Below are 23,791 nucleotides of genomic sequence, written 5' to 3' on the forward strand. Positions count from 1 at the left end.
GACCCTTGTAATTAGTGAAGCTCCGGACGCTCGGAAATATCCTGCAACGCAACACCTGCTGCATGGTCGGACATTTCTTCTGTCGACAAGTCACCAAGAGAAAGGATGCCGGAAAGTTTCCCGTTTTCCACAACAGGGAGACGGCGTACCTGGTGTTCAGCCATGATTCTGCTCGCCTCTTCTAATGAACAATCGGGTGTACAGCTGTACATACGATCACTCATCACTTGTTGAATCGGTGTAGAATCAGGTTTTTTCGCTGCATATCCACGAATAACCAAGTCACGGTCTGTCACCATACCCATGAGGTTGCCTTGATCGTCACAAACAGGAATAGCGCCGACATTCTTTTCTTTCATCATAGAAGCTGCGTCACTCAACTGGTCATTCGTATGACAGATGGAGACATCGCTTGTCATGATATCTTTTACACTTTTCATGAAAGATCCTCCTCATTAATCATGATCAATGTTTATTGTCCCCGTTTTACCGAATTTATTACATGCATCCGGTTTCCTTTTATAGTATAATGAGAACGTAATCACAGATATTAAATGTATGACAGGACGTTTGTCATGCCAAAATTGCAAGCATTACCTTTTCATACTAAAATGAGGTAAGATACATAACAATTGCGAGGTGGAACAAATGAAATTAGAAGGTACTGGGATTGAAGGTCTCGTCGTTGACTACAAGCCATTGACAGAAATCATGGAAAGAAATGGATTCATCCTCGGAGGATCCTGGGATTATGAGCGTGTTACATACGATTATAAAATTCCCGCTCCGGAAAAAAATATTACCTATTATATCCGCATCCAGGGATTTGCCCTTGAAGGGGATGTAGATAAAGGCGACGCTGTTGTGCGTTTAATGAAACCGCTTCTAGGCCGCCACTATTATCCACACGGCGTAGAATATGGTCATCAGGAAGGGTTTACAGACAGCATCATTTCTAAAGCGAAATCATTGGTTTCCAAAGTGAGTGAACCTGCAAAAAAATACCACAGCCAAGTGCCGGAACATGTGGTCCTGGACAAGCTGAAAAAATGGGCGGAAGAGAATGAAAACCAGGAAGTTCTTAAGAAAGTCGAAGAACTATCCACGGATTCCGATCGCCGTATATAATCATCCGGATCTTCCGGATGAACAACAGTCGCACATCATTGTATGGTGAGCGACTTTTTTAAAAGGAAGCAAAGAGTGAACTCATGACTGGTCTATGGGGGAAAGGAGACTCATACATAAATTGTTCCGATATCTATCAAAAAAACAGTGGATTTTAATTTTAATATCCACTCTACTCATCATTGCAGGGTATTTCATTTTACCTGTCTCTATTCCATTAATACTCGCTTTCGTTACGGCACTATTCCTAAATCCGGCGGTAAGGTTCATCCAATTTAAGTTCCGGATCAACCGGAAAATGTCCGTGACGATCGTTTTCTTATTGTTCCTTATCTTTCTTGGTCTCTTGGGAACATTCGCTGTGACACGTGCCGTCACCCAAATTGTACAGCTGGCAGACAACGCCCCGCAGTACATCAATCAAATTAATAATGTGCTGCTGGACTGGGAAGATCACATGGCCAGCTTTTCACAATCGATGCCAAAGGAATTCGTAGATAAAGTGACCGCAGAAATGATGAATGCGATCGACCGGACGACAACAGCTATTTCCGAAAAGCTTCAACTTTCCAATATAGCCGCTGCTGCTGCAAAAATTCCTGAGCTGCTTGTCAGTTTTCTCGTTTATTTGATCGCATTGTTCTTGTTCATGCTTGAACTTCCTCGACTGAGGAATAAAATGCACGACCAGTTCACAGAAGCGACATCGGAAAAAGTGAAGTTCATGAATGCACGTCTCTCTTATGTCGTGTTCGGATTCTTGAAAGCACAGTTTCTTGTCAGTATTATCATTTTCTTCGTGTCATTAATCGGCTTATTATGGATTGCGCCCGATGTCGCTTTAATTATGTCATTGATCATTTGGGCTATCGATTTCGTCCCGATTATTGGTTCAATCGTCATCCTTGGGCCATGGTCTGTCTATATGCTCATTATCGGGGATATTGCGATTGGAACAAAGCTTGGTTTGCTGGCGATCGTCCTGCTCGCCATCCGAAGGACTGTCGAACCGAAAGTGATGGGTCGTCACATTGGCTTGTCACCGCTTGCCACGTTGATTGCCATGTATTTAGGATTACAACTGATTGGACTTCTCGGGTTCATTCTGGGGCCACTCGTTGTCATTGCATTCAATTCTGCCAAAGAAGCAGGCATTATACGTTGGAACTACAAACTATAAGGAAAAAAAAGCCTGAAGCGAAGCTTCAGGCTTTTAAAGTTCTTTATTCATCGTATTCTCTTTTTGTTGAATTTTTTTCTCTTTCTTAAAAACGAGGATATCCATACTTCTACCTGTATGGTTAAATCCGTTATTTATGAGCACTTTCTGTGAAGGAATATTATCCTTATCACACTGCGCCTCAATCCCCTCTACCTCAGGATGCTCAAAAGCCCATTCACAGAGGGTTTGAACGGCTTCCGAAGCATACCCGTAATTCCTTTCTGAAGCGACAACATGATAACCGATCTCAACATTACCCTCACTGTCCGGCTTGCCTTTGAATCCGATATCCCCAATGACATGCTCACCTGCAGAATCAATCATGACCCATGGGCCAAATCCCAATTGATCCGAATCATTTTCTAAACGTTCCGCATACATGGGCATAAGTGCTTTCAAACCGTCATGTGGCCAGTTTTTATTCCATGGCAATTGAAACTTATAATAAAAAGCGAGTGAATTTTTCATTAGTGTCTGTGCGAGGTCCAAGGTAATCGGGAATAGCTGTAATCTCTCTGTTTTCAATTCCATTGTGGGTCATCCCTTTCCTATTTTTATGTACATGGAAATTTATGCATCCATACACTGTTTCCCTCTACCAACACAAGATAAACCAAAAAACAACGAATCGCTGATCAACGATTCGTTGTTTTTCTTTAAGTCCCTAATATGGCTTTAATCATACTTGTCGTCGTACCACCATCATAGATGATGTATAACAGCATATAGACGGCGACACCCGTAACAGCTGTACAAAACCAGATAATACTTGTCACTGGTCCAATTTTACGATGTTTTTTAATTTTGCGCTTGAAAGCGAAAGTCAAAGTCACTAAACCGAATACGGCTCCAACCGTCGCAAGGAAGATATGAAAAATCAAGAAGATCGTATAAAAGATTTTCACATCATCCGGTCCACCAAAGCTTGTGTTCCCAACGAAAATGGTACGGCTTAAATAAATTATGAAAAACGTCAGAGCACTGATGGCAGCTGCAATCATCACTTTACGATGCGAGCTTCTCTTATTTTTTACAATCAGTACCCAACCGATAGCGACGAGTACAGCGCTTAATACAATGAAGAATGTACTCAGTGTCGGCAATAACGGCATACTTCCACCTCTTCCCCTCTAGCAAAACTTTAAGATTCTGTCTGTACTTGACTCGGCAGTGGATCGATCGTATCTCTTTCCCTGTTGAACCAACTAAAGAAGATATAAGCGATGATCGCACCAAAGATCACTTCCTGCGCAATCTTCATGATAATTCCACCTAATTGCTGATCTTCAATCAATGGCATCGGTGTAAAGTAATTCGGACCACTCAGGTTCGATGCGAGACCATTCAAAACATCTGCTGGTACACATAAACTCATTGCCTGGATCCAAGCTCCAGCTTCTGAGTAGGTTTCATATAGCGGTGCTCCAGCAAAAATGATTAACCCACACGCTGGTGTAATTAGCACACCATTGGCGAAAATGAAGCCGATTTTTAAAATCGGACTTAACCTGTCCAAATGCTCCAGTGGAGGAAAGACAGAAATCCACATACAAAAAGCGATGAACAATATGACCGTTGTAATCACTGTGTGTGCCAGGTCACTGGATTTGGCGTAATCAAAAATGACAGGCATGTGGTACATGGAAAACAGACCGTTGAAAAGCAACAGGGATATTAATGGGCGTGTAAGAAGATGCAGCACGGACTTTATACCTTTGACAGCAAAAACTTTTTCCCATATCCATAGAGGAATCCCTTTGATAACCAGAATGGGAAACAACAAAAAGTAAATCGCCATTTGTGTCATGTGCGCGGTAAACATGATGTGCCCAAGCAAGTCTACAGGAGATCCTTTGACGATGTATAAAAGCACCATTCCACTATAAAACATGAATTGCTGTAAAGCACTCGGACGATCCGTTCCCTTCTTGCGTCCAGGTCCTGTTATGTAGAAATATAAGGCTGATAATAACAGAACGAATACGAAATAATACGGGCTCCATAAGGCGCGGAAGCCAAAAATTTGAAGTTCTAACCACATTGGTGTCTCACCCCAGATTGTTTTACTTGTACTTCTCCATTTTACCTAATTATCGCCGAAAAAACGAGCGGACATAAGGAATTCTTCCATTGTTCATAATTTAGTCATATCTATTATGAAAAACAAAGGCGCAAGCCCCACGGAAGCTCCGACACGCATAAGCAAAACGCCCGGGGGAAGGTGTTCTTTCCTTCCGCAGCATGGGAAGGTTATGTCGCGTGGAGCTGGTTGCTCGAGCCAGACCTCGATGATTAGGTATGAGTAGTTTCCTAAGCAAGAATAAAGAAAAAAGACCGGAACACCGGTCTTTTTTCTTGGTCTCTTATTCACTTACCACCAGATAATCGATGTGAACGTGATGATGGTCAAAGCAGCAACAGCCACGCCACCATACATCATGACAGCAACCATATTATGACCTTTATTCTTCATGTGCATGAAGTAATAAAGTTGAAAGGCTACCTGAACGACAGCAAGGATAATCAATGTCGGAATGATGAAGTAAGAATTCACTTCAAAAATAACCATTCCAAAAGCAATCAACGTGAACAGAATCATCAACCCGAAGGTAAGGACCTGCTGTTTCATTTCTTCACGATGCTGCTTTTTTTCATATTCCTGGTGATGAATGGGTTTGGAATGTGTTTGATCTGCCATGGATTAACCCACCTTTCCCATAAGATACACAACTGTAAAGATGAATACCCACACAACGTCGATGAAGTGCCAATAAAGGCTTGCAATATAAAACTTCGGCGCGTTATAAAGGTTCAATCCACGCTTCTGGTTACGGATCATAAGCGCTACAATCCAGCTGAGTCCAAAGAGAACGTGTCCCCCGTGGAAACCGACAAGCGTGTAGAAAGCTGATCCAAATGCGGAGGAGCGGAACGTAAATCCGTATTCATGGATGTAGTGATAAAACTCATAAACCTCCATACCCAGGAAACAGAGTCCAAGCAGGACCGTTACTCCCAACCACATTTGCATCTTACGGAAGTCATGATTTTTCATGTGGTACATTGCATAAACACTGGTTAACGAGCTTGTAAGAAGAAGCATCGTCATGATGAACACAAGTTCCAACCCGAACAGATGCTCAGGTGTATTCTCCCCTTGCGTTGAACCATTCAAAGCAAGGTACGTACCGAAGAGGCTTGCGAACAAAACGGTTTCTCCACCAAGGAAAAACCAGAAGCCAATGAATTTATTTTTTCCTTCAAGGGTGGCTTTTTCCGGATCATGCGGCATACGTTTTGGATTGAGTACATCTTCAGAACTCATTATTTGCCAACCCCCTTCTTAATATCTTCTTCCAGTTCTTCTTTATGAATATGGTGACCCAAATCGTCTTTCACGGATCTGATTAACATGGAACCGAGTGTGATTCCCATACCTGCGAACACAGCGATTAACCACATTGGATCATCGATTTGGTAAATAAATCCGAAACCGGCGATGAATAATCCTAAGGACATCGTAAATGGAAGAATAGATGCATTTGGCATATGAATGTCACCCAGCGGCTCTGCAGGTGTCATGCCTTCTTTTCCATCCATCTTCTCTACCCATAGTGGATCAAGCCCACGTACAAGCGGTGTCTGTACAAAGTTGTAGTGTGGCGGTGGAGATGGAATGGCCCACTCAAGAGTACGGCCATGTTCCCAAGGATCTCCATCCGCTTTCTTCTCTTTTACTGATGTGTACACGACATTAATTAGGAAAATAATCGTACCGATCGCCATTAAGAATGCGCCGATTGTACTGATTAAGTTTCCTGTAGCAAGTCCCTGTCCTTCAAGGAAGACCCAGTAACGACGAGGCATACCCATAAGTCCCAGGAAGTGCTGGATAAAGAAAGTCAAGTGGAAACCGATAAAGAAAGGCCAGAATGCCAGTTTACCGAGCTTCTCATTCAACACTTTACCGAACATTTTCGGCCACCAGTAGTGTAGAGCTGCAAATATACCAAAGGCTACTCCACCAACGATAACGTAGTGGAAGTGTCCGACTACAAAATACGTATCGTGATACTGGAAGTCAGCTGCTGCCGCGGCCAGCATAACCCCAGTCATTCCACCAATTGTGAATGAAGGGATAAAGGCGATGGACCATAACATCGCAGCTGTCATTCGAATTTGTCCGCCCCACATTGTAAATAACCAGTTGAAGATCTTGATTCCTGTAGGTACGGCAATTGCCATTGTCGCAACAGCGAAAATGGAGTTAGCAATTGGTCCCATACCAACCGTGAACATGTGGTGGGCCCAAACCATGAAGCCTAAGAAACCGATTAAGACAGTTGCAAATACCATTGCTGAATAACCGAAAAGACGTTTCTTAGAGAATGTTGAGAAGATATCACTGAAAGCTCCGAACAACGGAAGGATCAATATGTATACTTCCGGGTGACCGAAGATCCAGAATAAGTGCTCCCAGATGATGGCATTACCACCAAGACCTACATCAAAGAATGCGGATCCGAACATACGGTCAAACATCATAAGGAATAGTCCAACTGTCAAAGCTGGGAAAGCGAATAGAATCAGCGTACTTGTGACGAATACTGACCATGTGAACAATGGCATACGCATGTACGTCATACCTGGTGCTCTCATGTTTACAATCGTTACAAGGAAGTTAATTCCGCCAATTAACGTTCCGGCACCGGATATCTGCAGACCCATAACGTAATAGTCTACCCCGTGCCCTGGTGAAGTCGTCGATAATGGTGCATAGTTGGTCCAACCGGCATCCGGTGCACCACCTGTAAACCAGGAGACGTTCAGTAAAAGTCCTCCAAATAAGAACAACCAGAATCCTAAGGAGTTCAAAAATGGAAAGGCAACGTCCCTTGCCCCGATCTGTAAAGGAACTACAGCGTTCATGAGGGCAAAGATGAGCGGCATCGCCGCTAAGAAAATCATCGTTGTACCGTGCATGGTGATCATTTCATTGTAAAGTCCAGCAGAAATGAAATCATTGTCTGGTTTCATCAACTGGATACGAATTATCATGGCTTCGAGCCCACCGATTAGGAAAAACAGCCCTCCAGAGACCAAATAAAGATGCGCGATCTTCTTGTGGTCTACTGTTGTCAGGTAATCCCAAATCACAGCGCCGAGCCCACGTTTTTGTGCTACTGCAGTACTCACGCTTTAACCTCCCTTTTCAACCTCTTTCTCATAAATCCTTACTCTTCAACGCTTTGCATCTCAAGATCGTTTCCTACATCCGAGTGATCCAACTCTAGAAGGTAATCAGCAATTTTTGCTGCATCTTCCTCTGAAACCAGCTCTGCAGGCATTTGGTTCCCCGGCTTGACTTCATCCGGATGAACAATCCAATCCACAAGATTTTCTTTCGATGGCTGCAGGATCCCTGCAATTTTCTCTCGGTTTGCAAAGTTGCCTAAGTTCGGTCCTACACCAGCTGACGCGCCACCAATTGCGTGACAACTCATGCAGTTTTCGTTGAACAAATCTTGACCAGTCTGAACTGTTTCAGGCGCAGCTTCAGGATCGATGTTCTGCATGTCTTCCACCCATTGATCAAACTCATCAGGGCTGACAGCGATTACTTTGAAGTACATAAGGGAGTGGGAAGGTCCGCAAAGTTCAGCACAAAAGCCTTCGTAAACCCCTTCTTCATAAGCTTCTAAGTACATTGTGTTCATGTTTTCACCAGGAATGGTATCCATCTTACCCGCAATTGCCGGCACCCAGAAGGAGTGGATGACGTCACTGGCTTTCATGTTTAAGTATACCCTTTCATTTGTAGGGATGTAGATTTCTTGACTTGTAGAGATCTCTTGATCTGCATAGTCAAACTGCCACCAATATTGGTTACCTGTGACATCGACCGTTATAACACCTTCATCTCCTTGCGTCGATTGATCAGCGAGGTCGAAAGTCGCCTGCACAGTAGGGATTGCCAGCACAAGTAGCAAAATGATTGGAATGACTGTCCAAATCACTTCCAAAGCTTTGTTCCCTTCTGTTTGTTTCGGAACGATGTGTTCCTGCCCTTTCTTCTCACGATAACGGAGAAGAACGAAAGCATAAATGGCCATAACGATTACGAAAACGAAAATCATTATCGCAATACTGATCAACATAAGATCAAATAATAATTCCGAGCCATACCCTTTTGGTTTCAGTGCACTGATGTTTTCAATACCACATCCGGTAAGGAGCATGGTTAGGGCACCAAATAAGAATAATGAACGGAATTTTCCCATCCAACCTCTCATGCGTCATACCTCTCTTTCTCTTGTAATGCATTTTTTTATTTAGAAACTGACCTCCTTGTAGGAGGTCAGTTCTTTAAAATGGGAATGGCAAAGTGACGATGACCATCATAAAGAACATGATCGTCAGATAGTTCAAGGAAAAAATGAACATCCATGTCGCCCACTTGTAGTCGTCTTTCATGAAAAAGCCTGCAATCCCTAGAGCCAACCAGCCGATAGAGAGTACATAAGCCGTGATTAGAAAGACTGTTCCAAGAGAAGCCAAGTAAATCGGTAATGGAAGCAAACAGGCAACATATACGACAATTTGACGCTTTGTCATCTCGAAGCCGTGAACAACAGGCAGCATCGGAATTCCAGCTGCTTTGTATTCATCCTTTTTCTTCATGGCGAGTGCCAGGAAGTGAGGAGTTTGCCAAATGAACATAATGAGAAACAGAATCAAAGCTTCTAATTGCAATCCTGGATCAACAGCAGCCCATCCGATCAATGGTGGAACAGCTCCTGAAAAGCTTCCAACTACTGTATTGATCGTGTATCTTCTCTTCGACCACATCGTGTAAAGAACGACGTAGACGAACCAACCAAATGCGCCCCACAAGGCCGCTTGCCATGTCGTGAGGAGCAATGTGACAAATCCGAGAATGGATACGCTGATCCCCAATGTTTTTATAAATGATAAAGACATCGTTCCTGTCACAGTCGGACGATTATTCGTCCGTGACATAACCGGGTCAATGTCCCTGTCATACCAATTGTTAAGAATACAGCCGCCGGCGATTACGAAAGCGGTTCCGAGCATCGTCAGCAGGAAAGTGACCCACTGATCAAAAAATAGTGTACCAGTATAATGGAGAGCCAGCCAAAATCCTGCAAATGTAGTAATCAAATTAGAGTTAATGATACCGACTTTGATCAAGCTCTTTATATCAGCTAACAAAGAATGGTCATTGGTTTTTGTTTGGATCATTTCTGTAGAAGCAGATTCGACTGTTCTTGGATTGTCCATCGTATTATCTTCCTCCTTCTACCACCTTCGTATAGTGAATCATGTAGATTAATAAACGGATTCAACGAAGGCTATTTCCATTCTTGCCTCATAAAAGGATGACAAGAAACATCAAAATAATTGTATCATGTAATTGTAGTTGTATCTATTTAAACTCAACAATTTTATTTATTTGTGACAACTTTGTGAAACGCCAATCACTCTTAGTATCTACCATTCTCAACGATTTTAACGGTACTGGCTGGATTCCCTCAGAAAAAGGAACAGCGTCCACTTAAAACACACCCTTTATTTCTAGCAAAACCTGCCACATATTGCAAGTTTTTTTCAAGACTTTAGTGATTTTAAAGAGGGGAAATGGTATGATATCCTCCGTGTTCTTTTGATAGGAATGGAGGTGGCTTCATGCCATGCGATTATTAAAGTGGTTAGCGGTTTTTGCCACATTAGGGATGCTTCTCGTTTTATTAGGCGGAGCACTCGTCACAAAAACAGACTCAGGGATGGGGTGCGGAAACAGTTGGCCGTTATGTCACGGTGAATGGATCCCATCTGAAATTGATATCGCCTTAATCATTGAATTAAGTCACCGGCTTGTTTCTGGAGGCGTAGGTTTGCTGGTACTGGCTCTTTCCGTGATCGCCTGGGTGAAAGTTGGACATATAAGAGAGGTGAAGTTCCTTTCCTTCCTTGCCTTCTTTTTCTTGCTCGCTCAAGGTCTGATTGGGGCCGCTGCCGTTAAATGGGGACAATCCGACTTCGTACTCGCGCTTCACTTCGGAATCTCCCTTGTATCCTTTGCAGCCGTCCTTCTATTGATGCTGATTATATTTGAGATCGACCGGAAATTTGATGCACATTCCCTACTCATTCGTAAACCATTCAGGCTTCATATTTATGCTTTAACTACATACACATTAATCGTTGTATATACGGGCGCGCTTGTCCGCCATACCTACTCATCAATGGCTTGTTTGGACTGGCCGCTTTGTACAAATGCATCTCCTTTTGACTTTTCTTCATATGGCTCTGCTCAATGGATTCAAATGGGACACCGTGCAGCAGCAGCCGGGGTTTTAATATGGACGGGTTATCTTATGATGAAAGCTTTGAAAGATTACATGAACAGTCCGATTATGAGAAAAGGCTGGATTCTTGCTGCAATTCTTATGGCCGCTCAGGTTCTCGTCGGTGCTTTCGTGATTATGACGTACGTGCATTTGGGCCTGGCCCTCCTGCATGCATTGATTATTTCCCTGTATGTCGGTCTTCTATCATACTTCCTATTGCTTTCTTCAAGAAGCGCTAAATATGAACGTTCGGTGAAATAAACCAAACAAAAATCTCAGAGCCCATGCCTCTGAGATTTTTTATATGAGCTCCCGTTTGTTTAATATTCAGTTTCGAGACGATTGTGTAGTTCTGGGGGCTCCGGGAAAAGGTTCGCTTTCCGCGGGGCCCCACACGAAGTGGGGTCGTTCGATGTTGGCACAGGATGTGCCGAACTTAATCGAACTTCCTCTATTCCTTTTAGCCTCCTCGGACTGCGTCCTGTGGGGTCTCACCATGCACTTTTTCCCTCTTCGATATCCGGTTCCGGCGCCTGCACACTTAAGGTAGGTGTCTCGCCATTCCCCTCCGCCCACTTGCCGAAAGAGATTCTCGAAACTACTTTCCAGTTATAAGAGCTTTTATGACTAAGAATCCTATATCGACGCAGATTAAGCTTGAATTCACAACACAACCAGGCAGTAATTAAAAGAGGGATTTCGAAAACCTCACTTGGTAAAGGGGGCGGAGGGAAAAGGTGAGACTCCTGTGGGAAGTGCGTGGTAGATGAGACCCCGCAGAGCGTTAGCTCGAGGAGGCTCATCACTCGCCCACGGAAAGCGAACCTTTTCCTGGAGCCCCTATCTTCCAATAAAAGTCTCGAAATTGAGTCTTCAACAATCCTGCCATATTGTTTAACAAATCAAAAAAGAGAGGAAGACTCTCATGAGCTTCCTCTCTTTATAAGTTATTCAAATTCAATCAGTAAATCACCGACGTGGATGGCTTCGTTGTTTTCTACATAAATATCCTTGATCACACCATCAAAAGGAGCTTGGACGGTCGTCTCCATTTTCATGGCTTCTGTAATCATCAAGTGATCGCCTTTTTTCACATCCTCACCTTTATTAGACAACACTTTAATAACCGTTCCCGGCATAGTTGCTCCGATGTGTTTACTGTTTGACTTATCCGCTTTCGGACGCTGCTGAACAGTCGCTTTCACGTTTTCATCCTTTACAACGACTTCACGAGGCTGTCCATTCAACTCGAAGTAGACGGTACGGGTCCCATCGATCTGCGGCTCACCGACGGAGACAAGCTTCACGATCAACGTTTTCCCTTGTTCAATATCCACCTCAATTTCTTCACCAAGCCTCATTCCGTAGAAGAATGTCGGAGTGTCGAGAACAGACATATCGCCATACTGCTCCCTGAACTTATGATGATCCATGAACACTTTTGGATAAAGAGCGTAGCTGATCATATCAAAGCTGGTTACTTGACGGTCCAGGGAATGGAAAAGTGTCTCCTTCAAATTATTGAAGTCCACCGGTTCCAAAAGCTCCCCTGGTCTCACCGTGATCGGTTCCCGGCCTTTCAATATAATCCTTTGCAGTTCCGCCGGAAAGCCCCCGTATGGTTGTCCGAGATAGCCCTGGAAGAATTCCACGACGCTGTCAGGGAAATCAAGAGAATCACCTTTTTCATAAATGTCATCCTCATTCAGCTCATTCTGGACCATGTACAGGGCCATATCCCCAACGATTTTGGAAGACGGAGTCACTTTTACAATATCACCGAACATATCATTCACCCGGCGATACATCGTCTTGACTTCATCCCAGCGGTGTCCTAATCCAACCGCTTTTGCTTGTTGTTGCAGGTTGCTATATTGCCCTCCAGGCATTTCGTGTTCATACACTTCTGTATGCGGGGCCATCATACCGCTTTCGAAATCCTGATAGTACTTTCTTGTATCTTCCCAATAGTGACCGAGTTCTTCATAAGCAGAGATGTCCAAATTCGGCTTACGTTCACTACCTTCAAGGGCATAATAAAGGCTGTTTGCGCTTGGCTGAGAGGTCAATCCTGCCATTGAACCCGTAGCAACATCGACGACATCAACTCCTGCTTCTATCGCTTTGGCATATGTGAACAAACCATTTCCACTTGTATCGTGTGTATGAAGGTGGATCGGGATGTCGACGGTTTCCTTCAATGAGCTGATCAATTGATACGCCGCTTCTGGTTTCAGCAGTCCAGCCATATCCTTAATTCCAAGGATATGTGCTCCTGCTTCCTGAAGTTCAAGAGCAAGTTTTTTATAGTAAGCGAGATCATACTTCGGTCGGCTGCTATCCAGGATGTCCCCTGTATAACACATAGCGGCTTCAGCTACTTTCCCACTCTCCCGCACAGAATGGATAGCAAGCTTCATACCTTCCACCCAGTTCAAACTGTCAAAAATGCGGAAGACATCAATGCCTGCGCTTGCACTTTTTTCTACAAATTCACGAATGAGATTATCGGGATAGTTTTTGTAACCGACTGCATTAGAAGCCCTTAAGAGCATTTGGAAAAGCACATTCGGTGCTTTCGCTCTCAACTTCAACAGACGCTCCCATGGATCTTCATTTAGGAAACGGTAAGAAACATCGAATGTCGCTCCCCCCCACATTTCCATTGAGAACAGGTCAGGCAAAAGGCGGGCGGTCGGTTCTGCTATATTTTCTAAATCCTTTGTTCTTACACGGGTAGCCAGTAACGACTGGTGAGCATCCCGGAAGGTCGTATCTGTGAGGAGAACTTCATTCCTCTCTTTCAACCATGAAGCGAGACCTTCAGGACCTCTTTCATTTAGAATTTGTTTTGTTCCGCCTGGAATCGGTTCCGAATGCTTAATGATTGGAATCCTAGGCTTTGAATAGTTCGGTTTCTTTCGGTTGCCGTAACCTTCGAAACCATTGACGGTACGATCAGCAATATAAGCCAACATCTTCGTCCCTCGGTCTTTTCGTTTCGGAAAAACAAAGAGCTCTGGAGAACGATCAATGAACGTTGTATCATACTCTCCGGACAAGAACTGTTTATGCTGTACCACATTCTCTAAAAAAGGAATGTTTGTTTTGATTCCGCGGATACGAAATTCTTTCAAATTTCTGACCATCTTATGAGCGGCTTGGTCAAAGCTTAGGGCCCATGTAGAGAGTTTCACCAGTAAAGAATCGTAGTATGGAGAGATGACCGCACCCTGGAATCCATTCCCGGCGTCAAGCCTTACCCCGAAACCACCACCGGATCGGTAGGCCATGATTTTTCCTGTATCTGGCATGAAATTGTTCAGAGGATCCTCCGTCGTCACTCGAGATTGAATGGCATAGCCGTGGGTAACAATATCCTCTTGTTTCGGAATGGCAATGCGGTCGCTATGTAAGCCATATCCTTCTGCAACAAGAATTTGGGTCTGTACAATATCAACACCTGTTATCATTTCTGTGATCGTATGCTCCACCTGTACACGAGGGTTCACTTCGATAAAGTAAAATTCATCCCCGGTCACTAAAAATTCTACCGTTCCTGCGTTGATATACTTCACGTTATCCATAAGTTTGACGGCAGCATCACAAATGGCCTCTCTCACTTCATCTTTCAAACTGACACTCGGAGCGATCTCCACAACCTTTTGGTGCCTACGCTGCACCGAGCAGTCCCTTTCATACAAATGAACAATGTTTCCGTCCCGGTCCCCGATAATTTGCACTTCGATATGCTTCGGTTGTTCAATCAGCTTTTCGACATAAACTTCATCACTACCAAAAGCTGCCCGCGCTTCCGAACGGGCGCGGTCGTAGGATTCTTCAAGGGTCGTAGCGCTTCTGACTACACGCATACCTCGACCACCGCCGCCCATCGCTGCTTTGATCATCAAGGGATAGCCATGCTTATCACCAAATTCACGAATCTCTTCCAGCCCACTAACAGGACCGTCACTTCCCGGTATGACGGGAATCTCCGCTTGTACCGCTTGATCCCGTGCCTTAACTTTGTCACCAAACATATTCAAATGTTCACTGGTCGGTCCAATAAAAGTAAGACCTTCTTCTTCACATCTTCTCGCGAACTCGATGTTTTCAGATAAAAATCCATATCCAGGGTGGATGGCATCAACCTCCACACTCTTAGCGATTTCAATGATTCCTTCAATATCCAAATACGCATCGATCGGTTTTTTCCCTTCACCAATTAAATAGGCCTCATCAGCCTTGTAACGGTGGTAGGACCCAGTATCTTCCTGCGAATAAATGGCGACGGTACGAATATTTAATTCTGTACACGCCCGGAAGACTCGAATAGCGATCTCGCCACGGTTAGCGACTAATACTTTATTGATTTTCTTTGTATTTGCCATGATTCCACTCCCTGATTATCTATGTTTTAGGAATTTGTCCGTTCTGTTACATAGTTTTCTACTCAAGGTCCGAAAATTCCTTTAAATCTGACAATTTTAGTTGTAAAAATCATAAACAAACACCCTGTGTGTGTATAAAAGTGAAAACAAAAAAACCCAAATCACAACAAAACGTCGCAATTTGAGTTCTTATCTTATGACTTCTGTGCAGCCTCATGCAAAACATTCAGCTGTTTTTCAAGGTTATCCAAAAGTGTTTTACCTTCTTCGTCGCTGATTAAATTCAAGCGAACCGCAAAATGAATTTCGCGGGATAATCCAAACATTTGTGTATCTAAAACTTCCTCGTAGAGTGGACACTGAGGCATAGTCAAGTTGTCCATCTGTACTTTTATTAACCTTAATATTTTATCAGCGTCAGCTTTTAGAAGGGCATAGGCTTTTTCACGATGATCCACAGCCACATCAGACAACATCAAAATCCCCTCCAATGTACATGTCTTTCTTCTTTTTATCTTATCGTTTAACACAATAAATTGCAAGATAGGAATGAACAATTAGAAGATTGACAAATCGTAACGATTGGACAGAATTTCTAACAGCTTCAACCCGACAACACTATTCCCCTTTTCATCAAGGCTGGGACCATAAACTGCAATTCCTCCAAATTCGTTTAACGAAGCAAGAACGGATCCCGACACCCCACTTTTCGCTGGAATACCAACTTTGATGGCAAAAGACCCTGAAGCATCGTACATGCCGCACGTGACCATAAAGGTTTTACAGATTCTTGCAAGATGCTTCGGTATGATTCTACGCCCAGAGTGGATGTCCTTTCCACCATTTGCAAGGAGCGCTCCAATCCGCGCCAGTTGACAAACATTCACTTCAATCGCACATTGTTTTGTATAGGCATCAAGAGTTTCCTCTACACTACCAGTGACAATCTGATGCTGCTTCATGTAAAAAAGCAGGGACCGGTTCAAAAATGCGGATTCAAACTCCGAAGTGGCCACTTCTTCGTTGTACCCGATGGAATGATCATCGGTCAAGTCATGAATAAAGCTCAACAAGCGCCCGACTTTCTCATCAGGCGTATCTCCGTGAATCATATTTGTCACCGCAAGGGCCCCGGCATTAATCATCGGATTGAGCGGTTTGGAAGGGATTTGTTCCAGACGGTAAATCGAGTGAAATGGATCCCCTGTTGGTTCCATACCTACACGGTCGAACACATAACTTTCCCCATTATCCATAAGAGCAAGAGCAAGTGAGATAACTTTCGAAATACTTTGAAGTGTAAACCTCACTTCTGTTTCTCCGGCCTCCACTGTATTACCATCTAAGTAATGGATAGCGACAGCGAGATCTTCTGGATTGCTGCGGGATAAAGCTGGGATATAATTGGCTACCTGGCCATCGTATGCATAAGGTCGTACATTGTCTAACCAGTCTTCCAGTACACTTTCCGTAATATCTTTAATCAATGGATCATGCCTCCTTTAATGAAATCGAATTCATTTTTTGCTATGATTTTGGATGGATGACTTTTTATTAATCGAAAGGTGGCCAAAGCCATGATTGTTCAAATAGCAGGAAATGTTAAATTCCCAATTACTCTCGATCCGACTGTCTGGATCTTTGACGATCGAAAACAGACGTTTTCAGAAGTATTCGAAGGCGAAGAAAAACCAACAGAATCAACGCAAGAAGACGAGTTAAAGCGCCAGTCTACTCGTTTTGACAGAGAAGTCTATCAACAAAAAATTAACCCGCCAGTCAACAAGAGCATCAATCGTTATGAAAAACAAAGGATTTTGAAAGGCACATTTCTCATGCCGTTGAAGCCTTTTCTACATACGAGCGAACCTGCTGCTGATGTACAAAAAGCGGCTCTGATCACAGACGAAGGCGAAGAAGTGATCGATGCCGATGTTTTATCCGAATCGCTTCTACTTTTCGCTGAAAATGGGAAACCTTTGCAAGAGCATGGCCCGGTTCACCTTTATTTCAAAGACGGATCCAACCGTTCTGAGCCAATCAAAGGAATTAAAAAAATCGTATTGCAGTAAGGATGGGCAGCTTTTAAGCTGCCCTTTTTGTATATTATCTGCAAGCTGACACAGGCTATAAATAAAAAAGTGGTGATTCCCTTGAAAAAATTTATTTGGTTAGCAGCCCTTTTGGCCTTAGTTGCGTGTCAGCAAAACGGCGGTGAAGAGTCACTGCTTCAAGAGCGACAAAGCGATCCTGAGTTGAAGTATGTTACGGATTCAGATCCGGTGGAAAAGAAAAACATGACGAGCCAGCAGGCAGCCAGGCACCTTGCTAAGCTCGCCGTCCAAGTTCCTGATGTCCATGATGCAACCGCCCTTGTCCTAGGCAACTATGTAGTTGTAGGAATTGATGTAGACAAAGACCTGGATCGCTCCCGCGTCGGTGTCATCAAATATTCAGTAGCCGAAGCCTTAAAACATGACCCTTACGGAAAACAGGCGGCTGTTATTGCGGACGCAGACGGCGTGGAACGAATCCGGGGACTTGGCCAAAAAATGGCTGAAGGTCACCCTGTGGAAGCGGTCACCGATGAACTGAGTCAAATTATTGGTCGTTATATGCCAAGTGGTTCTGTTGAAGAAAAGCCACAGTCCAATTCCAATCAAGAATCGGTCCCGCAAAATGATCAAGAACAACTTGAACAAATTGAAAAAGAACAATCAAAGCAAAACTAAACGAACAGAAAAACAGCTAAATCCTCTCGGGGATTTAGCTGTTGCTTTTCTCAAGGATTTCTCTTTCTTTTTCAGTCAATTCATTATAGTATTGGACACCGAATTGAGATCCTTCTGCAACCATATCTGAATTATCCAGCGATGCTGTTTCAGGTTTGCCAGCTTCTTCAACCGGAAGATCCTCTGATTTTCCTAAGTTGCTTTGAATGGATTTTGCTTTGTCTTTAACCTGCCGACGCTTGTCCTCATCTTTCAAGAAATAAGCAAGCGTTCCTCCGAGAGCGGCACCAATTGCTGTAAACATCCAACGTTTTCTCAAACAAATCATCCTTTCCTCTGCTTCTGTAATTACATTTCCCAATCACAATTGAAGTCAAACGTGGAAATCTCATCTATTTATAAAAAACTTATTATGTTAAACTATATGTAATCGAATGGATAATAGAGGTGAAAAAGATGCGTGTACAATGCGTCATTTGTGATGAAATTGAAAAAATTGACAGCTACTGCCTACAGGCAAAACGACTTCGGAACCGCCGGATTCACACGTACATGTGTCAATCCTGCCACGATCGTATAGAAGACAACACAAAAAAACGTTTAGCAACCGGGAATTTCCGGTTTAACAGAGAGCGAAAAAAAGAAAAGCATTTAAGCTAGTCACTGAAAGAGAGAGGTTTTCCTCTCTCTTTTTTTATTTGTTAAACATAAGCTCCCGTTTGTTGAAGACTCAGTTTCGAGACGATGGGTGGTTCTAGGGGCTCCGGGAAAAGGTTCGCTCCTTTGCCATGGAAAGGATTCTCGAAACCAACACTAAAAGGTCAGCTCTTATGATTATAGAAGGTGGATTATAGAACTCCTAAACTTATAAGTAAGGTTCCAATTTCACCCACATAGTCAGGCATAAAGTGTTTTCTAAATGTCCATTGAGTAGAGTTTATATGATTCACTTCCCATAACCATACAAGGTGATCTTACAAGTAGTGGTTTCGAGAATCTTACTTGTAAAAGGGGCGGAGGGGAATGGCGAGACTCCTAACTTAAGTGTGCAGGCGCCTTGATCAGCGGCGTATGGACTGGACTGAGCTGGCGGAGATAAAGGAAACACGAAGAACGGAGTGATTCGATGTTGACTTATCGTACAGAAGCGAGGGAAGTCTCACTAGCCGCTAGGCGCCGGAACCGGATATTGAAGAGGAAAGAAGTGCATGGTGAGACCCCACAGGACGCAGTCCGAGGAGGCTCACCGCGCTCCCGCGGAAAGCGAGCTATTCCCCGCAGCCCCATCCACTCAACAAAAGTCTCGAAACTGAGTCTTACACAATCCTGCCATATACTTTAATAACTAATTAGACAGCTTTCTATACAGAAATGTTAGACAAAACCCCCTTTCCTTGGTAAGGAAAGGGGGTTTTGGGGTCAGGATGATTCGTTTTGTTGACGGGCTCCGCGCTCTCTATGAAGCCGGATCCGGTAAATACCGAGAATCAAGGCTGCCACCACTAAACTTTCAGGAAGGGGCAAGTTCAATCCAAGGATTAAGGTTAAGATAAATGTCCCTATAATGAGAACGGAATAAACGACAATCGTCTTCATTAAAGGTAATTTTCTTGCGAATCCAAGTTTGAATGTAATGATAGCAAGTGTAACAGTTGTTAAGTATAGAAGCATGAAAGAACGAAAGAGCATGGTAACTTCGCTTTCATCGTTTAAATTCACTTCACTCCCGAATCCGCGGAAAAAGAAATCCGCCACAGGCCATAGATCCGTCGGCACAGGTAGTGTGGACATATCGTTCATGATGTTCCTCCTCATGGATACCCTATTCTTTTATCTATCATACTAGAAAGCCCTGAAGGATGCTACCCGTGAAACCATTTTCATTATATCGACAAATCCTATATAATAGACCTGAATAGAGGTGAGCCTTTTGAAGAACTTTCATATGAACACAGCACTATTAGCCAGTCTGGTTATTTTATCGTTTATCTCCGTTGGATTTGCTATCGGCCAAGAAATTTTCTGGCTTGCAGCCGTCCTTTTCTTTTCCGGATTCGCTCTAATGAGTGTTGGGTTAAGAAGAAAAAGAAAACAACAGCAAACGTCCTGAATCATGCAGAAAGCGACCTCGATCGAGGTCGCTTTCTTTTATTTCTTCAATCGGACATAATCCTTCGATATTTCTTCATGAATGTTGGAACGGCTCGCGAGGACGGTCGTCTTGTTCAACAAGTCCAATTCTTCACGGTCCGCACGGGTAACGATTCCACCCACTTCACGGACGATGATACTTCCAGCTGCGTAATCCCAAGGCATCAACGTCATCGTCAAGTACCCATCCAGCAGCCCCTCTGCAACAAAAGCAAATTCCAAAGCAGCAGAACCATAAGATCTCGTACTACGCAATTTTTTCACTAAATCTTCCATACCTTTATGATCTACGTGAGGATTTTCAGGTATTAACCAAGTAGTATTTAGTGCGAGAATCGATTGATTCAATGGACGCTTTTCATCAAGTTGTGGTAACTTTTGTTCGTTCTTATATGCGCCTTCGCCTCGTTTAGCTGTATATAAAACATCGTCCATGACATTGTAAATCAAACCAACTTCACCGACACCTTCATAATAAACCCCAACAGAAATGGCGAAATTTCTTTTTTGATGAACAAAGTTCATTGTTCCGTCAATGGGATCTACAATCCACACAGTTCCACCGAGGTCTTCTATTTCATCCCCGAATCCCTCTTCTCCTAATAAGTAATGATCCGGATACGTCTCATTGATTTTTTTTGCGAAAAATTGTTCTGTTTCCTGGTCCATTTCAGTGACCAAGTCGTTCGGGTTGGATTTCGTTTCAATGGATCGAGGCGAATCAATGTTGGTTTTGATTCGTTCACCAGCTTCCAAGACCCAAGCTTTTGCATTTTCAAAAATCTCGTTCTTTTTCTGTTGATCCATAACATCGTACCCCTTTTATAAGTATCAATCTTTATCGTACCAAATCCGTCCAAACATTGCATCAATCCGATCCCCTTGTCCAACTAAAGCTCCCGAATGTGGAATACTCAGTTTCGAGACGTTTGTTGAGTGTATGGGGACTGCGGGGAATAGCTCGCTTTCCGCGGGAGCGCGGTGAGCCTCCTCGGACTGCGTCCTGTGGGGTCTCACCCTGCACTTTTTTCCCGCAGGAGTCTCGCCATTCCCCTCCGTCCACTTGCCGGAAGAAATTCTCGAAACTACCTTCCAGCAATAGGAGCTTTTATGGTTGAAGCCTATGTCAACGCGGTTTATGCAGGATTTAAAAGAGTTTTAGGCAGGGTACTATAAGAGGGATTTCGAGAACCTCATATGGCAAAGGGGCGGAGGGAAACGGTGAGACTCCTGTGGGAAGTGCGTGGTAGATGAGACCCCGCAGAGCGTTAGCTCGAGGAGGCTCATCACTCGCCCACGGAAAGCGAACCTTTTCCCGGAGCCCCTAAACCCACACAAACATCTCGAAATCAAGTCTTCCACAATCCTGCCATATTCTTCAATAAGCTGTTTGGATTTAAAGGCAATAAAAAAGACGAGCAACTTTAGTGTTGCTCGCTCTTATATGGACCATTCAATCAATTGCTTACGAAGTTCAGAGAGTCTTCGCTTTGTCTTTTTCATTTGTTCGACATCTCCGGCGACCATGGCATCATGCAACGTCACCAATTCGTAATCAATTTCCATACGGATTACCGGGAGCTTCTCTTCAGCTTCTCTTTTACGCAATGCTTCCATGACATGTTTCACTGCTAATCCCTCCCTCTCAAATCCTTACTATATATATATGTGACTTTTACGACAGAAGTTTCAATTAGATTACTTATATGTAACCCATTTTTACATCATTCAAACCCACCGAACACATCACTTAGTAAGCATAGTTTCTTGTGGTAAAATAAGGGCGAGAAATGAAGGAGTTGATCGAATGACGACATTTAGCGGATTTACACAAGAGGACTTTGACGTTTTTTCCATTCCCGGATTAGAAAATAGAATGGAAGCTTTGAGAGATCGTATTTCCCCAAAGCTTGAGTCTGTTGCGACAGAGCTTGCGGCAGATGTCACTGCCATGACTGGTGACGAAATGTTTGTACACGTAGCGAAACACGCGCGACGTAAAACAAACCCGCCGAATGATACTTGGGCAGCTCTGGCTTCAAATAAACGTGGTTACAAGAAGCTTCCCCACTTCCAAATCGGTCTTTGGGAAACTCATGTTTTCATTTGGTTTGCTGTGATCTATGAAAGTCCCATTAAACAGGACTTCGCTTATAAATTGGAGCAGAACAAAGATGAAGTTCTCAATCGTATTCCGGAGGATTTTGTATGGTCCATCGATCATACGAAGCCAGGCAGCATTCCTCAGTCAAATGTTGATGAGGACAAGTTTTTGAGTATGACGGAGCGTTTGAAAACTGTGAAAAAAGCAGAGATCTTATGTGGCAGAAACATTGAACGCGGAGATGCACGACTGAAAGATCCGGATGCTTTCATAGAGCTTTGTAAAGAAACATTCCAAACCCTTGAACCACTATACCGCTACACCAAACAACTGGATCAGTAAAAAAAGGCGCCCCTATGGGAGCGCCTTTTTTTGTTTACATCTTCACTTTGTCGCCTTTACTGAGACCTTTCGCCTGTTTAACAGCTCTGTAACAAGAATAGCCGGATTCTTTTTCAAATTGTCCGCACAGCGTTTTTTCTTCACTTTTAGATGGGACGATCTGTTTGAACCGAGTATAGGCAAGCATCAGCTCATCACGGTCGATTCCTTTTTCATAAGCTTGTTCAACCATGCTGTAAAAATTGACGACATCAATAATTTCTTCTTTTGACCAATAAATTTCATCGATTGGATACGTATAACTCACTCATCTTCCTCCTTACTTGCTCCACCGGCTTCGGATCTCTTCCGCTTCCGTGACGATGCGTTTGAACAATTCATCCACTGATGGCACGTCATGGATTCTTGAAGCCACTTGACCAGCCCAGCCGAACCCGTAAGCTTGTTTTCCATCATAAATGAACTTTTTATTCGCTTCGCCGTTGATGTAAGTTTTCAAGCCTTCATAACCGGCTTGCTTGTCTTCCAATTCTAAAATACGTGCTGTCCAGTCATTTTTCAAGGCGCGGGCCGGGGCCTTTAAACTCCTTTTGATGACAGTGGTGGATGTTTCATCCGCTTGAATCAAAGCTTCCAAATAAGCGGGATGGGCGTGAACACATTCTGTGGTTGCGATAAACCGTGTCCCCATTTCCACTCCTTCTGCTCCTAAAGCAAGTGCAGCCATCAGCCCTCTACCGTCACCTACTCCTCCTGATGCGATGACAGGTATATCCACGGCGTCTACGACTTGTGGCGTCAGGACAAATGTACCGACATCATCACGACCGAGGTGTCCACCGCCTTCATGACCGACGACCATAACAGCATCAGCTCCAAGCTCTTCCGCTTTGACAGCCTGCCGTCTAGCCGCTACAAGTACGAGGGTTTTGATCCCAGTATTCTTGACAAGTTCAAGAACAGGGGCGGGATTCCCACCTGTAACTGAGATGACCGGCACCTTTTTTTCCACGGCTACTTGAACCATTTCTTCAAATGGACGACCATGCTGACCAATCGCGAAGTTCACACCAAACGGACGGTTTGTTTTTTCTCTTACAGCCTCAATTTCTTCTTTCAGTTGATCAGGACTTTCCATACTCATCGCTGTTAATTGACCGAGCCCACCAGCGTTTGATACCGCTGCCGCCAATTCTGAATAAGCAAGATGTGCAAGTCCTCCTTGGATAATCGGGTATGTAATGCCTAATACTTCTGTAACGCGAGTTTTCCATTCCACATGAATCCCTCCCTTTTATTCATTTTAGCATGATTGGAAAAAGGATACACAAAAGACTAGCAAGGGAACG

Annotated in this window: 26 protein-coding genes; 8 read left to right on the top strand and 18 right to left on the bottom strand. The window is 43.7% G+C overall.

Going from position 1 to position 23,791, the window contains the following annotated elements:
* Window positions 1–11 precede the first annotated feature (11 nt).
* Window positions 12–440: a CBS domain-containing protein gene (locus ACQ4XT_RS16875; protein ID WP_160912999.1), complete on the bottom strand. Its 429-nt coding sequence runs from the start codon at window positions 438–440 to the stop codon at window positions 12–14.
* 208 nt (window positions 441–648) lie between these two features.
* On the opposite strand from ACQ4XT_RS16875, the gene ACQ4XT_RS16880 reads away from it, so the two are divergent.
* Both ACQ4XT_RS16880 and ytvI read left to right on the top strand, forming a co-directional pair.
* Entirely contained in the window at window positions 649–1,128 is a 480-nt protein-coding gene (locus tag ACQ4XT_RS16880; RefSeq protein WP_446854666.1) for a YugN family protein, read from the top strand.
* Window positions 1,129–1,249: 121 nt separating this feature from the next.
* The gene (gene ytvI / locus ACQ4XT_RS16885) at window positions 1,250–2,308 is read left to right on the top strand and encodes a sporulation integral membrane protein YtvI (protein ID WP_446854667.1); all 1,059 of its coding nucleotides are present in this window, start codon (window positions 1,250–1,252) and stop codon (window positions 2,306–2,308) included.
* A 33-nt stretch (window positions 2,309–2,341) separates the two neighbouring features.
* Here the strand turns inward: ytvI and ACQ4XT_RS16890 are convergent, their stop codons facing one another.
* The 8 genes from ACQ4XT_RS16890 to cyoE all read right to left on the bottom strand — a co-directional run bounded on the left by ACQ4XT_RS16890 (window position 2,342) and on the right by cyoE (window position 9,652).
* Window positions 2,342–2,881 carry a GNAT family N-acetyltransferase gene (locus tag ACQ4XT_RS16890; protein ID WP_446854668.1) on the bottom strand — a complete coding sequence of 180 codons (540 nt, stop codon included), beginning with the start codon at window positions 2,879–2,881 and terminating at the stop codon, window positions 2,342–2,344.
* A 125-nt stretch (window positions 2,882–3,006) separates the two neighbouring features.
* A complete protein-coding gene (locus ACQ4XT_RS16895; RefSeq protein WP_446854669.1) occupies window positions 3,007–3,462 on the bottom strand; it encodes a DUF420 domain-containing protein in 456 nt (151 codons plus the stop codon).
* A 29-nt stretch (window positions 3,463–3,491) separates the two neighbouring features.
* Window positions 3,492–4,391, bottom strand: coding sequence for a cytochrome c oxidase assembly factor CtaG (ctaG, locus tag ACQ4XT_RS16900; protein ID WP_446854670.1), 900 nt, complete (start codon window positions 4,389–4,391; stop codon window positions 3,492–3,494).
* A gap of 330 nt (window positions 4,392–4,721) precedes the next feature.
* Complete coding sequence (ctaF, locus tag ACQ4XT_RS16905; protein WP_226589106.1) at window positions 4,722–5,048, bottom strand: cytochrome c oxidase subunit IVB; 327 nt, start codon at window positions 5,046–5,048, stop codon at window positions 4,722–4,724.
* Between the two features lie 3 nt (window positions 5,049–5,051).
* Window positions 5,052–5,675, bottom strand: a complete 624-nt coding sequence (locus ACQ4XT_RS16910; RefSeq protein ID WP_446854671.1) for a cytochrome (ubi)quinol oxidase subunit III — start codon at window positions 5,673–5,675, stop codon at window positions 5,052–5,054.
* Window positions 5,675–7,546, bottom strand: a complete 1,872-nt coding sequence (gene ctaD, locus ACQ4XT_RS16915) for a cytochrome c oxidase subunit I (protein WP_446854672.1) — start codon at window positions 7,544–7,546, stop codon at window positions 5,675–5,677. The genes ACQ4XT_RS16910 and ctaD overlap by 1 nt, the downstream gene beginning before the upstream one ends.
* Before the next feature lie 38 nt (window positions 7,547–7,584).
* Window positions 7,585–8,643 (bottom strand): cytochrome c oxidase subunit II, encoded by a 1,059-nt coding sequence (gene coxB, locus ACQ4XT_RS16920; RefSeq protein WP_446854673.1) that lies wholly within the window; start codon window positions 8,641–8,643, stop codon window positions 7,585–7,587.
* A gap of 73 nt (window positions 8,644–8,716) precedes the next feature.
* Window positions 8,717–9,652 (bottom strand): heme o synthase, encoded by a 936-nt coding sequence (cyoE, locus tag ACQ4XT_RS16925; RefSeq protein WP_446854674.1) that lies wholly within the window; start codon window positions 9,650–9,652, stop codon window positions 8,717–8,719.
* A 410-nt stretch (window positions 9,653–10,062) separates the two neighbouring features.
* Between cyoE and ACQ4XT_RS16930 the strand changes: the two genes are divergently transcribed.
* Window positions 10,063–10,983 carry a COX15/CtaA family protein gene (locus ACQ4XT_RS16930; RefSeq protein ID WP_446854675.1) on the top strand — a complete coding sequence of 307 codons (921 nt, stop codon included), beginning with the start codon at window positions 10,063–10,065 and terminating at the stop codon, window positions 10,981–10,983.
* Window positions 10,984–11,669: 686 nt separating this feature from the next.
* Here the strand turns inward: ACQ4XT_RS16930 and pyc are convergent.
* The 3 genes from pyc to glsA all read right to left on the bottom strand — a co-directional run bounded on the left by pyc (window position 11,670) and on the right by glsA (window position 16,600).
* Window positions 11,670–15,113, bottom strand: coding sequence for a pyruvate carboxylase (gene pyc, locus ACQ4XT_RS16935; RefSeq protein WP_446854676.1), 3,444 nt, complete (start codon window positions 15,111–15,113; stop codon window positions 11,670–11,672).
* 194 nt (window positions 15,114–15,307) lie between these two features.
* On the bottom strand, window positions 15,308–15,589 hold the full coding sequence (locus tag ACQ4XT_RS16940) for an Fpa/YlaN family protein (protein WP_446854677.1): 282 nt from the start codon (window positions 15,587–15,589) through the stop codon (window positions 15,308–15,310).
* A gap of 81 nt (window positions 15,590–15,670) precedes the next feature.
* Window positions 15,671–16,600 (bottom strand): glutaminase A, encoded by a 930-nt coding sequence (gene glsA / locus ACQ4XT_RS16945; RefSeq protein WP_446854678.1) that lies wholly within the window; start codon window positions 16,598–16,600, stop codon window positions 15,671–15,673.
* 90 nt (window positions 16,601–16,690) lie between these two features.
* Between glsA and ACQ4XT_RS16950 the strand changes: the two genes are divergently transcribed.
* Window positions 16,691–17,185: a hypothetical protein gene (locus ACQ4XT_RS16950; RefSeq protein ID WP_446854679.1), complete on the top strand. Its 495-nt coding sequence runs from the start codon at window positions 16,691–16,693 to the stop codon at window positions 17,183–17,185.
* Between the two features lie 81 nt (window positions 17,186–17,266).
* A complete protein-coding gene (locus ACQ4XT_RS16955; protein ID WP_446854680.1) occupies window positions 17,267–17,845 on the top strand; it encodes a YhcN/YlaJ family sporulation lipoprotein in 579 nt (192 codons plus the stop codon).
* Window positions 17,846–17,879: 34 nt separating this feature from the next.
* On the opposite strand, the gene ACQ4XT_RS16960 is transcribed toward ACQ4XT_RS16955, so the two are convergent.
* Window positions 17,880–18,164, bottom strand: coding sequence for a YbyB family protein (locus ACQ4XT_RS16960; RefSeq protein ID WP_446854681.1), 285 nt, complete (start codon window positions 18,162–18,164; stop codon window positions 17,880–17,882).
* 137 nt (window positions 18,165–18,301) lie between these two features.
* Between ACQ4XT_RS16960 and ACQ4XT_RS16965 the strand changes: the two genes are divergently transcribed.
* Complete coding sequence (locus ACQ4XT_RS16965) at window positions 18,302–18,505, top strand: YlaI family protein (RefSeq protein WP_160912966.1); 204 nt, start codon at window positions 18,302–18,304, stop codon at window positions 18,503–18,505.
* Between the two features lie 759 nt (window positions 18,506–19,264).
* Here the strand turns inward: ACQ4XT_RS16965 and ACQ4XT_RS16970 are convergent.
* Window positions 19,265–19,645 (bottom strand): YlaH-like family protein, encoded by a 381-nt coding sequence (locus tag ACQ4XT_RS16970; RefSeq protein ID WP_446854682.1) that lies wholly within the window; start codon window positions 19,643–19,645, stop codon window positions 19,265–19,267.
* Window positions 19,646–19,766: 121 nt separating this feature from the next.
* Here ACQ4XT_RS16970 and ACQ4XT_RS16975 point away from each other — a divergent pair, with 121 nt between their 5' ends.
* Window positions 19,767–19,955 (top strand): DUF5325 family protein, encoded by a 189-nt coding sequence (locus ACQ4XT_RS16975; protein WP_446854683.1) that lies wholly within the window; start codon window positions 19,767–19,769, stop codon window positions 19,953–19,955.
* A 38-nt stretch (window positions 19,956–19,993) separates the two neighbouring features.
* Here ACQ4XT_RS16975 and ACQ4XT_RS16980 read toward each other — a convergent pair whose 3' ends face one another.
* Together ACQ4XT_RS16980 and ACQ4XT_RS16985 are read right to left on the bottom strand one after the other, a co-directional pair.
* The gene (locus ACQ4XT_RS16980; RefSeq protein WP_446854684.1) at window positions 19,994–20,803 is read right to left on the bottom strand and encodes an inositol monophosphatase family protein; all 810 of its coding nucleotides are present in this window, start codon (window positions 20,801–20,803) and stop codon (window positions 19,994–19,996) included.
* A gap of 633 nt (window positions 20,804–21,436) precedes the next feature.
* Window positions 21,437–21,625 carry a YkzI domain-containing protein gene (locus ACQ4XT_RS16985; protein WP_446854685.1) on the bottom strand — a complete coding sequence of 63 codons (189 nt, stop codon included), beginning with the start codon at window positions 21,623–21,625 and terminating at the stop codon, window positions 21,437–21,439.
* A 178-nt stretch (window positions 21,626–21,803) separates the two neighbouring features.
* On the opposite strand from ACQ4XT_RS16985, the gene ACQ4XT_RS16990 reads away from it, so the two are divergent.
* Window positions 21,804–22,442, top strand: a complete 639-nt coding sequence (locus ACQ4XT_RS16990) for a YktB family protein (RefSeq protein ID WP_446854686.1) — start codon at window positions 21,804–21,806, stop codon at window positions 22,440–22,442.
* A 34-nt stretch (window positions 22,443–22,476) separates the two neighbouring features.
* Here ACQ4XT_RS16990 and ACQ4XT_RS16995 read toward each other — a convergent pair whose 3' ends face one another.
* Together ACQ4XT_RS16995 and ACQ4XT_RS17000 are read right to left on the bottom strand one after the other, a co-directional pair.
* Window positions 22,477–22,749 (bottom strand): UPF0223 family protein, encoded by a 273-nt coding sequence (locus tag ACQ4XT_RS16995; protein ID WP_446854687.1) that lies wholly within the window; start codon window positions 22,747–22,749, stop codon window positions 22,477–22,479.
* Between the two features lie 12 nt (window positions 22,750–22,761).
* Entirely contained in the window at window positions 22,762–23,721 is a 960-nt protein-coding gene (locus ACQ4XT_RS17000; protein WP_446854688.1) for an NAD(P)H-dependent flavin oxidoreductase, read from the bottom strand.
* Window positions 23,722–23,791: the final 70 nt, after the last annotated feature.

This window comes from Halobacillus sp. 12SKB (assembly GCF_052941655.1).